This window comes from Methanosarcina sp. 1.H.A.2.2 (genome assembly GCF_000979975.1).
GTDB lineage: Archaea > Halobacteriota > Methanosarcinia > Methanosarcinales > Methanosarcinaceae > Methanosarcina.
Genome location: NZ_JJQL01000007.1, coordinates 14,589 through 31,459, shown reverse-complemented (window position 1 = coordinate 31,459; position 16,871 = coordinate 14,589). Strand labels below are relative to the sequence as shown.

General features: G+C 46.4%; 10 protein-coding genes. 4 read left to right on the top strand and 6 right to left on the bottom strand.

Translation table 11 applies throughout. The annotated features are described in order from the left end of the window. Positions 1–40: 40 nt before the first annotated feature. The 4 genes from EO93_RS01195 to EO93_RS01180 form a co-directional block, all read right to left on the bottom strand. Entirely contained in the window at positions 41–3,238 is a 3,198-nt protein-coding gene (locus tag EO93_RS01195) for a type I restriction endonuclease subunit R (RefSeq protein WP_052735352.1), read from the bottom strand. A gap of 94 nt (positions 3,239–3,332) precedes the next feature. After that, positions 3,333–4,625: a restriction endonuclease subunit S gene (locus EO93_RS01190; protein WP_048160735.1), complete on the bottom strand. Its 1,293-nt coding sequence runs from the start codon at positions 4,623–4,625 to the stop codon at positions 3,333–3,335. A 474-nt stretch (positions 4,626–5,099) separates the two neighbouring features. Continuing rightward, positions 5,100–6,614 (bottom strand): type I restriction-modification system subunit M, encoded by a 1,515-nt coding sequence (locus EO93_RS01185; protein WP_048160733.1) that lies wholly within the window; start codon positions 6,612–6,614, stop codon positions 5,100–5,102. A gap of 552 nt (positions 6,615–7,166) precedes the next feature. After that, positions 7,167–7,730 (bottom strand): hypothetical protein, encoded by a 564-nt coding sequence (locus EO93_RS01180; RefSeq protein ID WP_048160728.1) that lies wholly within the window; start codon positions 7,728–7,730, stop codon positions 7,167–7,169. Between the two features lie 607 nt (positions 7,731–8,337). Between EO93_RS01180 and EO93_RS01175 the strand changes: the two genes are divergently transcribed. The 4 genes from EO93_RS01175 (at position 8,338) to EO93_RS01160 (ending at position 13,191) form a co-directional block, all read left to right on the top strand. Then, positions 8,338–8,805, top strand: coding sequence for a peptidylprolyl isomerase (locus EO93_RS01175; protein WP_048160874.1), 468 nt, complete (start codon positions 8,338–8,340; stop codon positions 8,803–8,805). 474 nt (positions 8,806–9,279) lie between these two features. Next, entirely contained in the window at positions 9,280–10,947 is a 1,668-nt protein-coding gene (locus EO93_RS01170; RefSeq protein ID WP_048160726.1) for an adenosylcobalamin-dependent ribonucleoside-diphosphate reductase, read from the top strand. Positions 10,948–11,157: 210 nt separating this feature from the next. After that, positions 11,158–12,135, top strand: a complete 978-nt coding sequence (locus EO93_RS01165) for a DMT family transporter (RefSeq protein WP_048160725.1) — start codon at positions 11,158–11,160, stop codon at positions 12,133–12,135. Between the two features lie 135 nt (positions 12,136–12,270). Then, positions 12,271–13,191 carry a DMT family transporter gene (locus EO93_RS01160; RefSeq protein ID WP_048160723.1) on the top strand — a complete coding sequence of 307 codons (921 nt, stop codon included), beginning with the start codon at positions 12,271–12,273 and terminating at the stop codon, positions 13,189–13,191. Here EO93_RS01160 and EO93_RS01155 read toward each other — a convergent pair. Continuing rightward, a complete protein-coding gene (locus EO93_RS01155; RefSeq protein ID WP_048160721.1) occupies positions 13,177–14,379 on the bottom strand; it encodes a Coenzyme F420 hydrogenase/dehydrogenase, beta subunit C-terminal domain in 1,203 nt (400 codons plus the stop codon). The genes EO93_RS01160 and EO93_RS01155 overlap by 15 nt on opposite strands. Further along, positions 14,376–16,511, bottom strand: coding sequence for a formate dehydrogenase subunit alpha (gene fdhF, locus EO93_RS01150; RefSeq protein ID WP_082107521.1), 2,136 nt, complete (start codon positions 16,509–16,511; stop codon positions 14,376–14,378). Before fdhF ends, EO93_RS01155 begins: the two co-directional genes overlap by 4 nt. Positions 16,512–16,871 lie beyond the last annotated feature (360 nt).

Sequence of the window (16,871 nt, the reverse complement as noted above, 5' to 3'; positions counted from 1 at the left end):
TCAATCTCTTTCTCATTAATCCTTTTATTCTCGGTCCCATTTACAGAAGGTTCCTGGCAAGGTTGAGAATATTATGGCTTTCCCTTTCAGCCGTTTCGACGTCAAAATCAATTTTATATAATTCCCTTTTGATCGTTTTAAGCATTATCTTTTGCTGTTCGGGTTTTTGCCTCCAGTCAATTACTGCAAGCCCGGTTAAGGCTGAAAAAAGTGGGAGAGAAACGCCTGCAAGCTTTTTCTCGTCCTCTTCTATAAGGTGTATGGAAGGGTGCATGGAAGGGTGCAAGGAAGCTTTTTCGGCTCCGGCATGAAGCTGGATATAAGCAGCCCTGACCATCTGGAAAACTGCAAATTCTTCCCTGCTCATGCCGTGTTTTCTTGCAACAACATCGACATCAAGCTCGGCTTTGATTTTGTCAAGTTTGGTCAGGAAATCTGTGGTGGAAATAAGCTCCTGTTCGTGCTCTGCAATCAGTTTTTCGAGCTTTTCGCGGAGGGAGGTGTAGTAAATAGGGTTTGTGTTAAGAAGGTTGCTGATCGTGGTCCTGACCTTGTGCTGGATAAGGCTTGCTTTTGCTTTTGCCGAGGTCTTTTTGTTGACGATGTCATTGAACTCGGAGGAGTAAATGGAAACAGGTTCATGGAAGACCTTGATGCCGTTTGATTCGAGGTATTCGTGGATCAGGACCTTGGCTTTGGGGACAGCTTCAAGCACACTCGGGGCTTTTATGCTGTAGTTTGTCCGCATTGCGTTGTAAATCCTGCCGTAGAGGTAGACGTCCTGCCTGAAGCGGTTTGCTTCGGGATTGGGGATGATGTTGTTTACAAGGGCAACAAATTCCTTGAAAGCCCTTTCAAACCTGATCCGCGCATCTTCGGCGCTCAGGACATCAAGCACGCACCTGTCTACGTATTCAGCAGAATCATAGGTTGTGGGCACGGCTTTGAAGAACCGTTTTACCTTGTTTGCCGCCTGCTCGGCTTTCGGGACATCATCCATAAGGTGTTCAAGGTAGCCTGCAATGTCCCCTTCGTTGAAGATGTCAAGGGCTTCTTTGAGCCGCTTTGAAATCCCGCAGTAGTCGATAATCAGGCCGTAGGTTTTGTTGTCGGTATAGGGGCGGTTCACCCTTGCAACTGCCTGCATGAGATTGTGTTCCCGGAGCGGCTTATCAAGGTACATGACCTGCTCGATTGGCGCATCAAAGCCGGTTAAGAGCATGTCGCAGACAATCAGGAAAGCCAGTTTATTCTCTTCATCAAACGGGTTCCTGAACTTTTTAATTATCTGCCTCTGCTGGGCTTTTGTCCTGTAGTACTTCCGGATTTCGGCGTGAGGGTCATCTTTTGGGCTTGAGGAAATGATGATTTCCGATTCAGGAGCCCCGAGTTCGTCCAGAATCCGTTTGTAGGTAACGGCTGCATCCCTTGATGGGGTCACGATCTGCGCCTTGAAGCCTTCGAGCCTGACAGCAGTTGTGTAGTGTTCGAGAATATCTTTGCAGATGACCCTTATCCTGTCCTCGTCTTCGGCAATCGTTTTGTATTTTCCGGCTTTTTCCTTGATGGCTTCCTGCTCAAGGTCAGTGTAATCAGCAAATTCTGAATCAAAAGCAACATCAAGCTCGCTTCCCAGGATATGGACTTTCGGAAGCCTTGCCTGATATTTGATCTGGACGGTTGCCCCGTCAGCTATGGACTGCTTCGGCAGGTATCTGTCAATATAATCTCCAAATTCCCTGCGCGTGGATTTATCGTTTTTATCAATGGGAGTGCCGGTAAAGCCGATGAATAAGGCTTTCGGAATTGCCGTCCTCATATTCAAAGCCCAGCCCAGGCTGGTGCTTACCCTATCATCCTCTTTGTTTTCCTTCGCAGCCGTTTTCCCGTATCCTGCTTTCCCGTACTGGCTCCGGTGGGCTTCGTCAGCAAAGACAATGATGTTTTCCGAGCGGGACAGTTCAGGGTAAGTCTCGCCGTTTTTCGAGGTAAATTTCTGGATCGTGGTAAAAAGAGTCTTTCCAGTGGGGGTTTTCAGCTCGTCTTTTAGCTGCTCCACGCTTTCCACTGGCACGGGATTCGGGAAGCTGCAATTCTTAAACGTGCCTGAGATCTGAGAATCAAGGTCATTCCTATCCGTTACAATCAGGATGCAGGGATTTTCAAGCGAAGTCCCCGGCACTTTTTCAATCCTGCGGATTTTCAGAGCCGTATAGGTCATGGTAAGCGACTTTCCGCTCCCCTGCGTATGCCAGATTACCCCGCCTTTGCCCTCTGCCATCCGTTCAAGGATTTTATTGCTTGCAATGTACTGGTTGTACCGGCAGAGTTTTTTATTCACACCGTTGTTTTCGGTCTCAAAAACAATGTAACTCCTGAGAATGTCCAGGAAATTCTCCTTTGAAAAAAGCGAGTACAGCAGAATATCCTGTGCAGGCAGCAGGCGGCTCTCCAGTATTTCCTGTTCCGCCAGAATTTCCTGCTTATCCTGCCCCTCCTGCTCTTCCGGTACTTTCTGCCCCTCCGGTACTTTCTGCCCCTCCGACCCCTTTTTTCCAAGTCTCTCAGCCAGTTCCCTTTCGTTTAAAGGATAAGGCTTCTTCCACTCAAGGAAGTATTTTGCAGGCGAAAAAGTGGAAGCATAAGTCGCCCTGTAACGCGCAAGCGCAACAAGGATCTGGTTCGGGTAAAAGAACTGCTCGTTCTTCTCCCTGTACCCGAAAAGCTGGGAAATTGCCTCGTCAATCGGCTCCTGCAAGTTCGGGCTTTTGCACTCAAGCACAGCCAGCGGAATCCCGTTTACAAAAACCACAAGGTCAGGAATGATCGTAAAATCATTATTCTTAACATAAAACTGGTTGACAACCGTAAACTCGTTCTTCCCAGGCTCATCAAAATCAATAAACTTGACAGTCTGCGACTTTTTCCCGAATCCCAGGTCCTGCTTGAAACTGGTATAATTGACCAGCTTGTAATACAGCAGCTCATTAGCCTCAACAAGAGATGCCGCCTGTACAACAGTAATCTCCCTGACCGCCTTATTCAGCCCGACCTCATCAAGCCAGGGATTTATCTCCTGAATCTTCCGTTTCAGGATGTCCAGCAAAAAGAACTGCTGCGGCTCTTTTTTCAGCTTTTTCCCGTCAAGGTAGTTGTACCCCAGCTTATCAAATAAATCAAGAGCCGGTTTTTCCACAAGCGTGTATTCATCAATCTGGAGCTGGGATTCGTCTGCCATTATACGCACACTCTTACTTTTCCTGCCCGAATTGCGCTTCGGGAGCACGCGTCCTTCTCACTACGTTCGAGAGGACAAAAGCTTAAATTTGCCATTACACACACACTCTGACTTTTCCTGTAAGAAGATCCTGCATAAGTCCTTTTTTAAGTTCTTGAAGCCTGGTTAAGTAGTTCTGGTTGTCCCGGATCTGGGAATCCACTTTTGAGAGGATAGAGGTGATTTTTTGCTGTTCTTCTTTTTGAGGTAAAGCAATTTTGAAGTTATTTATATTTTCAAGACTTAGATTTGCTTGTGCTGATTGCACATTTATCCTATCAATATGCTTTTGAATTTGAGGTCCTTTTAAATAGAAATAAACATATTTTATGTCTTTTTTTTGATCTTCTTTTAGTCTAATTATCGCTAAAGCTTGATTTGTATTTGCGGGGAGAATTTCAGAATTTACTATTGCAACTCTACCTAGAGCTCCTGCAATTGAAAAAAGTAAATCTCTGTCTTTTAAGATTGATCTTTTGAGTGCTTTGTTTGCATTCTCACTGATATGAGAAAACATATTTAGCAAGAAATTACCACTTGCACTAATACTTTCAATTTTTACAAAATTGATGCCTGTGTTTTGATAAGAAAACCCAACAGTAGTTGGAGTAGTTCCTTTAGTAATCAATTCGCAAAGAACTCCTAATTTTTCTATGCTCCATTCTTCCGGTATCTCTCCAAGTTCCGTTTTCTTAAACTTCGTATGCCCAATACCTTTTGTAAGCAGTTTCTGCATCAGACCTTTTTTTAAGATTTCAGTTTTCTCAATAATCTGCTCTGTCTGTTCGATTTGTTCATCGACTTTTGAGAGGATGGAGGCGATTTTTTGTTGTTCTTTTAAAGTAGGAAGAATAATATTACATCTCTTTATATTTTCAGCATTAACATTTTGGTTAGAAGCCCCTTGAATCATTTTAAATAACTCTTTACGAAATATATCCCCATTAAAATACCTTATAAAGAATTCATTGTCAGTTACCTCTTGGTTAAATTTGAACTTAATTATGTATGATCCAAAAATGGTTTCTTCGTTATTTCTCACAAGGCCAACTCTTCCAATAGCGCCACTTCTGGCAAAGGCAAAATCTCCCGATTCTAGTTTATAATTTTCATAATCTGTTTTAGAGATATTTAGAGAGGGCATAGTTTCATTTTTGATGTTTCCTCGGTTATCTATATCTGTAATCCTAAGAAATTTTACTCCATTTTCAACATACTTTTCTTTTGTATAGTATCCTTGTTTATGGAAATCCGTTATTTCTTTAAGGCTTATAACTTCCCAATCTTCCGGAATCACTCCTAATTCCGTTTTCTTATAGCCTTCAGGAACTAAAATATTTTTTGTCATTTACAATACCCTTTTCCACTTCAAATCTGAATTCGCCAGTCAGTGCTTGGCGAATTTAAAACTTTACTAAGTTGACTGTTATTTATCTTAATTCGTCACGCAGTGCGTGATGAATTTAAAAACTTACAAAGCTGGCTACCCGTCCTCTTTAATTCTTAATAGATTGTTAACTGCTGGATTGTCAGTAAATTCTTTATTTTTTGATGCTTTCTTTTACAGGGCTTCTAATTTTTTCGTTTTTGTCTTCTCAAAGTCGTTATGTTCCAGCCGCGCTGAGGCGCGGGACAAGAACGACCGAAAGAAGCTATTCAGGTTGCTCCGGAATAGTTATTTCTCTAAAATTCGTCAAGCGGTGCCTGGTGAATTTATAATTTTAAAGTGTCCGTGCGCTCTCCTCTCAATTGGCCACGCAGTGAGTGACCAATTTAATATTTCCCAAAATGAGCCCAAAATTAAGAGATTTCTCATTCATCTTCATTCCTCGTACCCTAAGTCCTTCAAATAAGCCTGCATTTCATTATAAGACTCGTCCCTCTGCCTGATAAGCTCTTTTAATTCTTCGTTGACCGCCGCTACGTCAATTTCAGGTTCGGCTTCGGAGGTGTCCACATACAGGGAAACGTTCAGGTTGTAATCATTTTCGACAATGCTCTCTTTCCCGACAACTGCACAGAACTTTTCAATATCTTCAAAGCCGTCGAAAGCCGAGACAATCTTTTCAACATTGCTGTCCCGCAGGAAGTTCTGGGCTTTTCCTTCTTCATATTCGGAAGAAGCATCGATGAAGAGAATTTTTCCTTTTCTTTCCGGGCGTTTGTTTTTGTTGAAGATTAAAATCGTGCCCGGGCTGCCTGTGTTATAGAAAAGGTTCTGGGGGAGGGCGAGGACAGCTTCGATCTGGTCATCGTCAACATAGCCCTGGCGGGAGACTTTCTCCTGCCCGCCGCGGAAGAGGACCCCGTTGTCAAGCACAATTCCAAGCACGCCCGCCGAGTTCAGGGTTGCTGTCATGTGCTGAATCCACATCCAGTCGGCGGAAGAGGCAGACGGGAGCGCGTATTTCACACGGGAATAGGGGTCGCCTTTGGCGAGCCAGTCTCTTGACCACTCTTTCTGGTTCCACATCGGGTTGGCTAAAACGCGGTCGAAAACCATCAGTTCGCCGTTGTCCAGCAGCTTGGGGTCGGCCATCGTGTCGCCTTTCTCGATCCGCGCGTCGAGGATGTCGTGCAGGAGCATGTTCATCTTGCAGATGGCCCAGGTGTTGAGGTTCTTTTCCTGCCCGAAAAGGGAGATTTTGTCCTGGTTTTTGCCGTGTTCCTGCAAATAGTGGATACATTCGATAAGCATGCCGCCTGAGCCGCATGTGGGGTCGCAGATCCGCATATCCTCGGCGGGCTTGACCAGCTTTACAAGGAGCCTGACCACTTCTTCGGGGGTGTAGAATTCTCCGCCTTTCTTTCCGGCATCGTCTGCAAAGTGTTTGATCAGGTATTCGTAGGACCGTCCCAGCATGTCCTTATTTTCAAGGGAATGGTTTGCCAGGTTGTATTTTCCGAAATGGGTGATAAGCTTCTGGAGGACGGCATCGGAAATGCGTCCCTTGTCGTTAAAATCAATCGCGATCAGGACGCCTTCAAGGGAGCTGTTTTCGTGTTCCAGAGCTTCAAAGGCTTTGTTTATAGCCTCACCTATGTCAGAGGACTTCTTTTCAAGTTCGGACCAGCGAGCGCGAGGAGGGACAAAGAAGCTACCTCCATGCTCTATCGGGTCGGATAGGGCAATCTCCTGTGCTTTGGCTTCAGGCATGCCGTCTTTTACAAGTTCTTCCGTAACCCGACTGACGTTTTCCTCAAACTGGTCAGAGAGCCTTTTTAGAAAAAGCATTCCGAAAATGTAGTGCTTGTATTCGGAACTGTCAATTGAGCCGCGCAGGATGTCTGCGGCTTTGAAAAGGTGAGTGTTTAATTCGTTAAGGGTTAAAGGCATGTTTTTTGGTCCTGTTCTGGTGAGAATGAAAACTGTGTGCTAAAATGTTGTATGTTGGGTGACGGAGTTAGAATCAAATTGGAATTGAATAATATGACAATCTCTTATTAATAATCCAGTAAAAAGCTTGCGATTCCGTTTTACCTTTTCAAGATTGAAGCTCTTCTTTAAAACTCTCCTTTAAAGCTCTTCTCGCAAGCATTAAAACAATCAGTATAATTATTATATTTATTTTTAAGGAAGTGCGGTTGAAGTATTCATTTTTTTCGCGAAAAGCCATTGGACTCAAGCCGCGCCGGATTGCTGGAATAAAAACGTGAGGGGGTTATTCAGGTCCCCCTGAATAATATATCACTAACCACGGAAACCGCAGAAAGCACGGAAATCTCTGTACCCATAAATTGGTCCTCTTGAGCGCAGCGAAAAGGACCGCGTACTGTTGCACTTGCAGTGCAACTCCCAGAAAATCTCCGATTTCCTGAGATCCCGAGGCGCAATTCGGGATCACAAAAATCAGTAAAATCTCACAGATCCCCTCTTCCTTATTCAGCCTCAGATGTTGTCATAAGTCGTAACCATTGCCTTTGTCACCCGGAACAGATCTTCAAGGATCGGTGTTGTGCCCTCAGGCTGCCCGAGGGTCGCATTTGCAGCATCGAGCATATCCTGCGGGTATACAAGGCTTGCGTTCAGGTCCGCAATAGCACCGTCGAAGGTATGCATAGTGGAATTTGCTTTACTCATGTTTGTGGGATCTTCCACGAAAACAATCGTTGAGTCCACTGTTTCTATGCCTGTAGACGTTCCCTCTATTGTGGGCTGCAGGAAAGGATATTCTGCAGAGTGGTCATTGAGGGTTCCATTTATAAGGTTCAGGTTGAGGTCAAGCAGGCGAAGCATGGACCCGAGAAAACGGAGGCCCAGGCCCAGCTCCTGTTCAACGACTTCGGTTTCGTTATATGAAGCCGTAGAGTTATCTATCGGATTTATTTCCGCGGTTTCATTATCAAGAATCGTTCCAGTTTCAAAAGTTGTTTCTGCTGAAGCCGGAAGCACGGACAGAGTGATGAAGAGTCCTGCGGCTATCCACAGGTAAAAAACCTGTAACCAATTCATAACAATTTCCCCCACTGTCGTTTATCGGAACTTAACGGAACGGAACTTAATGGAACGTATTTTCTTCCCCATTAAAAAATAAACCAGCTTGTCTATAAAAAAGTAAGTATTCATATAAAATAATCGAGTGAGTCGAGGGGCCGTGGAGGACAATATAGTGCAGAGTTTGTATAATTTTGTTCATGTTTCGTAAAAGTTAAACCACTGTATACTGAAAGTTTAGAAAATAAAGTATCGAGTACGCCATCAATAAACCGTTCAGGCATCTTAAATCAGGAACAATAATCAGGAGTTTAGACATTTTATCTCTTTGACTTTTGCATCCCGAAATGCCCGAAGTCCCGGACTCTCTCCTGCCTGAGAAAAGCGAAAAGGACTGAGAACTGTTGAAGGTATAATGAATGCAACTAAAAAAATGAAAAGCTGGAACTTTGTAAAGTAGTCCTCTTGAGCGCAGCGAAAAGGACAGCGCACTGCAGAGCCGCAACTCTGCTGGCGAAGCATTTACATGTAAGGCGAGCATACAATGCACAAAAAGCCAACAAAAAGACAGGCACACATAAAAATAAGGTTAAATCAGGTTAAAAAAACCGGAAGAGGAACAGAAATGGCTGTATGGAAGGGAAAGAAAGTGGTTCTGCACACCACTATGGGTGACATCACTCTTGAACTGTTTGAAGACATGCCGATTACGGCAGGAAACTTTGCAAAACTTGTGGACAAGGGCTTCTACGACGGCGTGATTTTCCACAGGATAATTGACAAATTCATGATCCAGGGCGGAGATCCGACAGGAACAGGCATGGGAGGACCCGGCTATGAGATCCCGGACGAGTTTACGAAACACAACCGGAACGACAAGGGCACGATTTCAATGGCAAATGCAGGCGCGAACACAGGCGGGAGCCAGTTCTTCATTAACCTTGTAAATAACACCCACCTTGACAAAAAGCACCCCGTTTTCGGAAAGGTTGTAGAAGGCATGGATGTTGTCGAAGCCATGGGAAAGGTAAAGGTCGACCGCCAGGACCGCCCGAAAACCGAAGTGAAAATCGTGAAGGCTGAACTGGTCTGAAGACTTTTCTATCTTCAGGTCAACCCTTATTTTTTATTTTTTATCCGTGGGGAATCGATTTCCGTAACGGCCTATGATGATTTCAGTTTTGCATCCTCAGATTTTAGGATTTTGGATTACGTTTTAGGATTTTGGATTACGTTTTAGGATTTTGGATTACGTTTTAGGATTTTGGATTACGTTTTAGGATTCAGGATGATTTTTAAGGGTCATGGATTCTACTTATTTGTTAAAATTCTTTTTAGGATTACACTCTCTAACTATTTGTTCTAATCATGTTTAGGATCATGGATTCTAACTATTTGTTCTGATTATATTTTCTCATCAGCCATTCTTATCATGTTTTCTAACCGAGTTTTCGGATAGAATGATAAAAAATCCCGTATAATTATGGAATAGTATTTCTTTTTAGCGAAAAACACCGAAACCTGCTTTTACAGAAGCCTGAGGAGATTCACGGGAGAAACGATTTAGGTGCTGGATACTGAGGAAGGATGGGATGCTCTGATTGCCGAAGCTCTTAAAGCCAGGTATCTGCGCGAAGGGGAGAAAGGCTGGGAGGACATCTGTGAAAGGGTGGCAAAAGCAATTGCAACGGGTGAAGAAGAATATCTGGAATTCAAAGACCTTATGGTCCGTAAAATCTTTCTTCCGAGTTCGCCCACGCTTATGAACGCAGGTACGGAACTGGGCCAGCTAGCCGCATGTTTTGTAGTCCCTGTAGAGGACAGTGTCGAGGAAATTTTTGATGCCCTCAAAACCGCAGCACTTATCCAGAAGACCGGAGGAGGGACCGGGTTTGACTTCTCAAAAGTACGGCCAAAAGGTTCTCAGGCCCTTTGCGTTGACGGGGTTGCCAGCGGCCCGCTCTCTTTCATGAAGCTCTTCAACGAGGCAACGGAAGTCATCAAGCAGTTTGGCAGGCGCAGAGGCGCAAATATAGGAATCCTGGACGTTTCCCATGACGACCTCATACCTTTCATCAGGGCCAAGCACGTTGAAGGAAACTTCAGGAATTTCAACCTCTCAGTAATGGTCCCTGATGCTTTTATCAAGCTTGTTGAAGCAGGCAGCACTGGGGAAGTCTGGAACCCCCGAACAGGCGCAACGGTTGGGGCCATCTTCTCCGAAATCGTTGATGGAGTATGGAGAAACGGGGAACCGGGCGTTCTCTTCTATGACCGTATAAACAGGGATAACTTCACCCCGAAACTTGGGAACATCACTGCCACAAACCCCTGCGGAGAAGAGCCTCTCCTGCCCTATGAATCCTGCAACCTGGGCAGCATTAACCTTTCCCTTTTTGTTGTGGACGGAAAAATCAACTGGGATTCTCTGAGGGAAACCGCCGGAAAAGCTGTCCGTTTCCTGGATAATGAAATTGACATAAATGTGTACCCTGTCCCGGAGATTGGGGAGGCAACCAGAAAGACAAGGAAAATCGGGCTTGGGGTTATGGGATTTCATGATATGCTTTTGAACCTGGGGCTGCCCTATGACTCACCAGAAGCTCTCGAGCTTGCAGAAAAGCTTATGGAACAGATTAGCCGGGCTGCAGTCCGGGAATCAAGAAAACTTGCGGCAGAAAAAGAACCTTTTCCGGAATATGAAAACTCCACCTGGGAACTTCCAATGAGAAACGCCGCATTGACTGCAATTGCCCCGACCGGAACTATCAGTATTCTTGCAGGTTGTTCTGCAGGGATTGAACCTGTTTTCAGCTGGGTTTACAGGCGGACCCGTACAGTGGGAAAAGAATTCCTGCTTGTTCACCCCCTCTTTGAAGCACATTTTAAGCCAGAGCTTTCGGAACCTGATTACCTCCGGCTCCTTGAGCATGTCTACACACACGGCACCCTGCAGGACATAAAAGACCCGAAAATAGTGAGCGAAGACGAAAAAAGGCTCTTCAGGTCAGCCCTTGATATTAGCTGGAAGACTCATATTGATGTACAGGCGGCCTTTCAGCGCCACTGCCATGCAGGGATCTCAAAGACCATCAACATGCCTGCAGATGCCAAAAAGGAAGATATTGAGAAAGCTCTGATTTACGCCTGGAAGCAGGGATTAAAGGGGCTTACAATCTACAGGACCGGAAGCAGACAGCATGTGGTTCTCAACTTGAAAAAGTCAGGAAACTAATTCAGGAAACTAATTCAGGAAACTAATTCAGGAAACTAATTCAGGAAACTGAACTGTCTCTGGCAGGGTAATTTTGGAGTATTGGCCTCCCACTGCAAAATAAAAATACCCTTCAGAACAAGTTCCTTAAGATTTTTAAGAAGTATTATACTACTAGAATTATAGTTATCTCACTAAAAATATATATACATTCGTCCCTCCAGAATATATATGACTGTTTCTGTGACTGCTGCCTCCAAACACCACCTTGAACTGCTCACTGCGTGTGTTATATATGGTACCGTCGGAATTTTCATGGAATGGCTCAAGGATATGTCTGTAGGTTCGATTATTTTCTACAGGGTCCTTTTCGGGCTTTCAGCCATACTATGTTATCTTGCAATTACCGGAAACCTCGGTCAGCTCTCTTTGAAAAGGAAGAAAAAGTACCTCCTTCTTCTGGGAATTCTATACGTTTCACAGATGTTTTCCTACTATTCTGCAATCCGATACCTGGGAGCTTCTTCTGCTGTCCTTCTCCTGTATACTGATCCTATATACCTGACTTTCCTTGCACCCGTTCTTCTAGGTGAAAAGAATACTGGAAAAACTATTCTTGCTCTTTTCCTGGGTCTGGTAGGCGTCTTCTACGTAACAAGGCCTGAAGGCGGTTTTGAACAGCTTGAATTTGGAAGCAGCTATCTGAAAGGTGTAATCTTCGGGCTCGTAGGAGGCCTCTTCAGCAGTGGAGTCATAATATCCGTCCGCTTCCTCAGGGACGAGTATAACGGCCTTACCCAGCTTGTCTGGCAGAGTGTAATCAGTCTGGCCTTCCTCTCTCCTTTCGCAATCTCCCTTCCAGGGCAGGTACTCGCTGCAAACCTTCCTGCCCTCATGCTCTTCGGCTTCCTCATCACCGGTGTAGGTGCAGTGTTCTATATAAGAGGCGTTGCGGGCGTAAGCGCCATTACAGGCAGCGTCCTCACCCTTCTTGAGCCGGTTTCCTGTATATTTTTTGATCACACCGTTCTGGGAAGCCCTGTTCACAGCGGGATGCTTATAGGTTCCTTCTTTATCCTTGCAGCAGCAATCGTAGTAAGCCTGGATAACTCTGTTTTCCTGAAGAAGTTGATTTTCGGGGAAAAGATGGGAGCGCGCAAAAAGATACCTTTCTGGAAAAAAGAACTTTTAAGGGTACAGGGTAAATAAGTACCCTGTTTTCTTTTTTATAATTACGGATTTCTTCCATACAGATTTCTTCCATACAGATTTCTACCATACAGATTTCTACCAGTTTTTCCCTTTTCCAAAAAATATATATCTGCAGTCTTTTATTTCCAGAATGTGGCAGTGCAGGAAAACTCTTTCAAGCCGTACTCCGAGGTCATAACAGGCAGTATCATTTATGGTACTATAGGAGTTTTTCTGGACAGGGTCCAGGACATGTCCGTAGGGTCCATTCTCTTCTGCAGGCTCTTTTTCGGGTTATGCATGATTTTCTTTTATCTGCTGATGAGCGGAAGCCTTGAACAGCTCAGACCTGGCAGGAACAGAAAATATCTTCTGCTGCTGGGTTTTCTAAATGCTGTAACAGGCATATGCTATTTCTCGGCCATAAGGTACAGCGGAATTTCCGTTGCTGTCCTGCTCCTTTATACGGCTCCTGTATATGTCAATCTGCTTGCTCCTTTAATCCTTGGAGAAAGAAGCAGCAGCAAAAGCCTTCTGCCTCTTTTCATCTCAGTTGCAGGGGTATTACTCATTACCCGTCCCGGAGAGGTCCTGGCAAGCCTGAGTACAGGGTCCGATTTTATGAAAGGCCTGTTATTCGGCCTGCTTTCAGGGCTCTCCTTTGGCACCACCATAATCACGATCCGCTACCTTAGGCATGACTATACAGGGATATCCCAGACTTTCTGGCTGACCGGAATAAGCCTTCTCTTTATGCTGCCGTCTGCCCTTTCGACCCCCATCCCTGTCTACTTTAGAAACTTCAGTACTCTGCTTCTCTTCGGTTTGACCATTACACTTGCTGCCATTCTCTACCTCAAAGGAATTTCGGGCATAAGGGCGCAGACAGGCAGCATTCTTGCCCTGCTAGAACCTGTATCGGGAATTTTCTTTGACACTGCCGTCCTGAGAAACCCTCTCTATATCTCGACTTTTCTGGGCTGTGTCCTCATCCTGACAGCGGCTTATCTTGTGAGCCAGGCCAGGGACGCAGAAGAAGTCCCTGAAGATTCCCTCCCCTCATCGCTTGCCTGATTTATTCTGTCCCTTTTCGTGAAAGAAAGCTTCCAGAGGTGCGACCGTCGGAAGGGAGAGGTCCTCTCCTGCCCTGTACCCGTAGAGTTCCTGAAGCTCCACAGCAAAGGAATGCATGAAAAGCGCATTGGGGATGTCCATTGGACAGAGTTCCTCGCACTGCCCGCAGTTGATGCAGGAATCCGCAACAAGGGAATAGCGAAGCGTGTGGAACGCAAAAGCGGGAGGGACCTTTCCGGAAGCGTCTACTGTAAAATCGGAGGGTTTTGCATGGGGGAGGGCAGGACAGACTTCAATGCAGGTGTAGCACTTGATGCAGCGGGAAGTTTCATTTATTAGCTGTTTCAGGCGAGCCTTCCCCTCTCCCAGCGCCCGGAAGTCTTTTTCCCTCCATTCCTCAGCCAGGTTCAGCATCGACTGCTCTATTTTACCCCGGACCTCCAGCCCTTTCGGAACGGGCAAAGAGGCTTCGATAGCTCCTGAGGCTTCAGCTTTTTCAAGCAGCTCTGCACCCTTTGCGCTGCAGACCTCAACAAAAGTTGCTTCCGTGCCAATAACACCCCATTCCCCACAGGCAAGGTCAGCCTGTCTTGGGATTTTCAGCTTGCAACGCCTGCAGTTACTCCTGCGCCCATAGCCTTCCTCTTCAAGTTCGTCCATGGGCACTGAAAATTCCCCTTCAGGAGTCTTGAAGATGAACTTCCCCTTTGAAATCCTTTCCTTTTCAACCGAATCAGGGTCCACTGCAAACTTTTCTGCAGCCATTTTCCTTGCCATTTCCGGACTGACCGAACCTCCGCAGTTCAGCCCCAGCATGAGGATATTTTCCAGCCTGACCTCTCCCCGCTTTGCAAGCTCGTAAAGCCCCATTACATCGCAGCCTTTCAGGGCAACTGCAACCTTCAGGTCCTTTGCCCCACCCAGGTAACTGCTGAAAAGCCTGGAGAGAAGAAGAGTCCCACAATGCAGGGAACCCGAAATGTCCGAAATTTCCGCCGGGTCTGTGATCAGCACCGGAACAGCGTCGTAGAGGTCTGCACCTTTCCTTACCCCAAGTACTGCGTCCACGCTTCCGCTTTCAAGGGCGAACTTCAAAAGGGCTGATACCGCACCCCCGGACTCGCCTTTTTCCAGGAACTCCCGGTCACAGGCCCGGACATAAAACTTGTCTCCTTTCAAAGGTTTCAAAGTTTTCCCTCCACCGTTTCTACTTGCTCTACCTGTTCTACTTGCTCTACCTGTTCTAATGGTTCTACCTGTTCTAATGGCTCTATTTTCTCTACCCTGACTGCACAGGCCTTGTACTCCGGAATCTTTGCCACGGGGTCAAGGGCTCCGCTGGTCAGCAGGTTGGCCGCACATTCCTTAAAATGGAAGGGGATGAAAACAACCCCAGGTTTTATGTCTTCCGTAACCATCGCAGGGATTTCGATTTTCCCCCTCCGGGAAAGTACGCGGACTTTTTCCCGGTTACTGACTCCAAGTTTTTCCGCATCCTCCGGGTGAAGCTCCACCCAGCCGGTCCTGACTTCGGAATCCAGGGTTTCTGACCTGCGTGTCATGGTCCCGGTGTGCCAGTGCCAGATATTCCTTCCTGTGGTAAGGATGAGGGGATATTCCGCATCCGGGACTTCGGCAGGAGGCTTCCATTCAACGGCGGAAAACTCCCCCAGTCCGTCAGGGGTGGCAAATTTTTCGGTATGCAGGATGGGCGTTCCCGGATGGGACCTGTCCGGGCAGGGCCACTGGAGAGAGTCAGGGTTTTCAAGGCGCTCGTAGCTCATACCCCCATACAGGGGAACAACCTTTGCAATTTCCTCAAAAATCTCAGCTTCATTCAGGTAGGAAAACTGAGGCCTGTACCCCATACGCCCGGCAAGTTCGCAGATAATGCGCCAGTCTGCTTTAGCCTCTCCCGGCGGGTCAAGGGCTTTTCGGAGCCGCTGGACACGGCGCTCGGTGCTGGTCTGAGTCCCGTGTTTTTCTGCATAACAGGCTGCAGGCAGGACGACATCAGCAAACTTTGCAGTCTCGCTCAGGAAAATGTCCTGTACGACCAGAAAGTCCAGGTGTTCCAGGGCTTTTTTGACCCTGTTAAGGTCCGGGTCCGAGAGCATGAAATTTTCTCCCATAACGTACATGCACCTTACCGGCGATGTCCCTTCCGCAAGCTCTTCCATCAGCTCTGTGACCGTGACTCCCGCTTTTTCAGGAAGTCCGCCAACTCCCCAGATAGATTCCATCTTCCTGCGGACTTCAGGACCTGAAACCTTCTGATACCCGGGATACACGTCCGGAAGGCATCCCATGTCACAGGCGCCCTGTACGTTGTTCTGCCCCCGCAGGGGGTTGACCCCTCCTCCGGGAACGCCAAGGTTTCCGGTCAGCAGCATCAGGTTTGCCGTGGACTTCACATTGTCTACCCCCACCGTATGCTGGGTAATTCCCATGGAGTAGAGAAGTGCAGAAGGCTTTGAGTGGGCGATCCACTTAGCTGCGGTTTTTAAGTCTTCCTCAGGCACTCCTGTGATTTTCGATACATTAGGCAGGGAATAGGCCTCCTGCATGACAACGGTTTTCATTACTTCAAAATTTTTTGTCCTTTTCGCGATGAATGCCGAATCTTCCCAGCCGTTTGCTATGATGTGGTGCATGAGCCCGTTCAGGAGAGCCACGTCTGTTCCCGAGTACATGGAAAGGTAGAGGTCCGCCTGTTTTGCCGTGGGTGTGAAGCGGGGGTCCGCATAGATGATTTTAGCTCCCTTCTTCTTTGCAAGAATTATCCTCCTGCCTATAAGGGGGTGCTGCTCAAAGGTATTGCTCCCGATAATGAAGATGCATTTAGACTCTTCCAGGTCCGCAATTGAATTCGTCATGGCTCCAGAACCGAAAACTGCAGCAAGGCCAGCGACTGTAGAGGAGTGGCAGAGCCTTGCACAGTGGTCAATGTTGGAAGTCTTAAGGACAACCCGGGCAAATTTCTGCATAAGGTAGTTGTCCTCGTTTGAGGTTTTTGCCGAAGAGAGACAGGCAATTTCCTCATGGAGAAAAGTAGTGAACTTCCCTGCAACCAGGGTCAAAGCTTCTTTCCAGCTCGTTTCCGCAAGCTGCCCATTTTTCCTGACCAGCGGCTTTACAAGCCGGTCCTTGCTGTGGATGAACTCGTGGGCATACCTGCCCTTCTGGCAAAGCTTCCCTGAATTGACAGGAGCCCGGTACCAGGGCTCGATACCTGCAACCCTTTTGTCCTTAACCACAAGATTAAAACCACATCCTGTTCCGCAGTAGGGACAGGTTGTGGGGACATATTTCAATTCCATGTTCTTCCTCCCCTTAAGATGATGGATCTGATAAGCTGTTAATCATGAATATTGATTAATCCTTCATAAAAGAGTTAATCTGGCAGTAAAGATAGGATCAGGAGTAAAAATAGGATCAGGAATAAAGATCGGATCAGGAGTAAAAATAGGATCAGGAATAAAGATGGGATCAGGAATAAAGATGCAGAAATGATCGTTCGGTAAAAATTTGAAACTGTATTGTGAATTTTCAGTCTATCTAGAGTCTCTGATACTTTGCGGGAATCTTACCGGGCTCGATCAGCCTGTTTGGATTCCAGAGCTTCTCCTTATTCCCGGCTTTTGCCTTTCTGCCCAAAAACTCTTTACTTAAGAAACCCT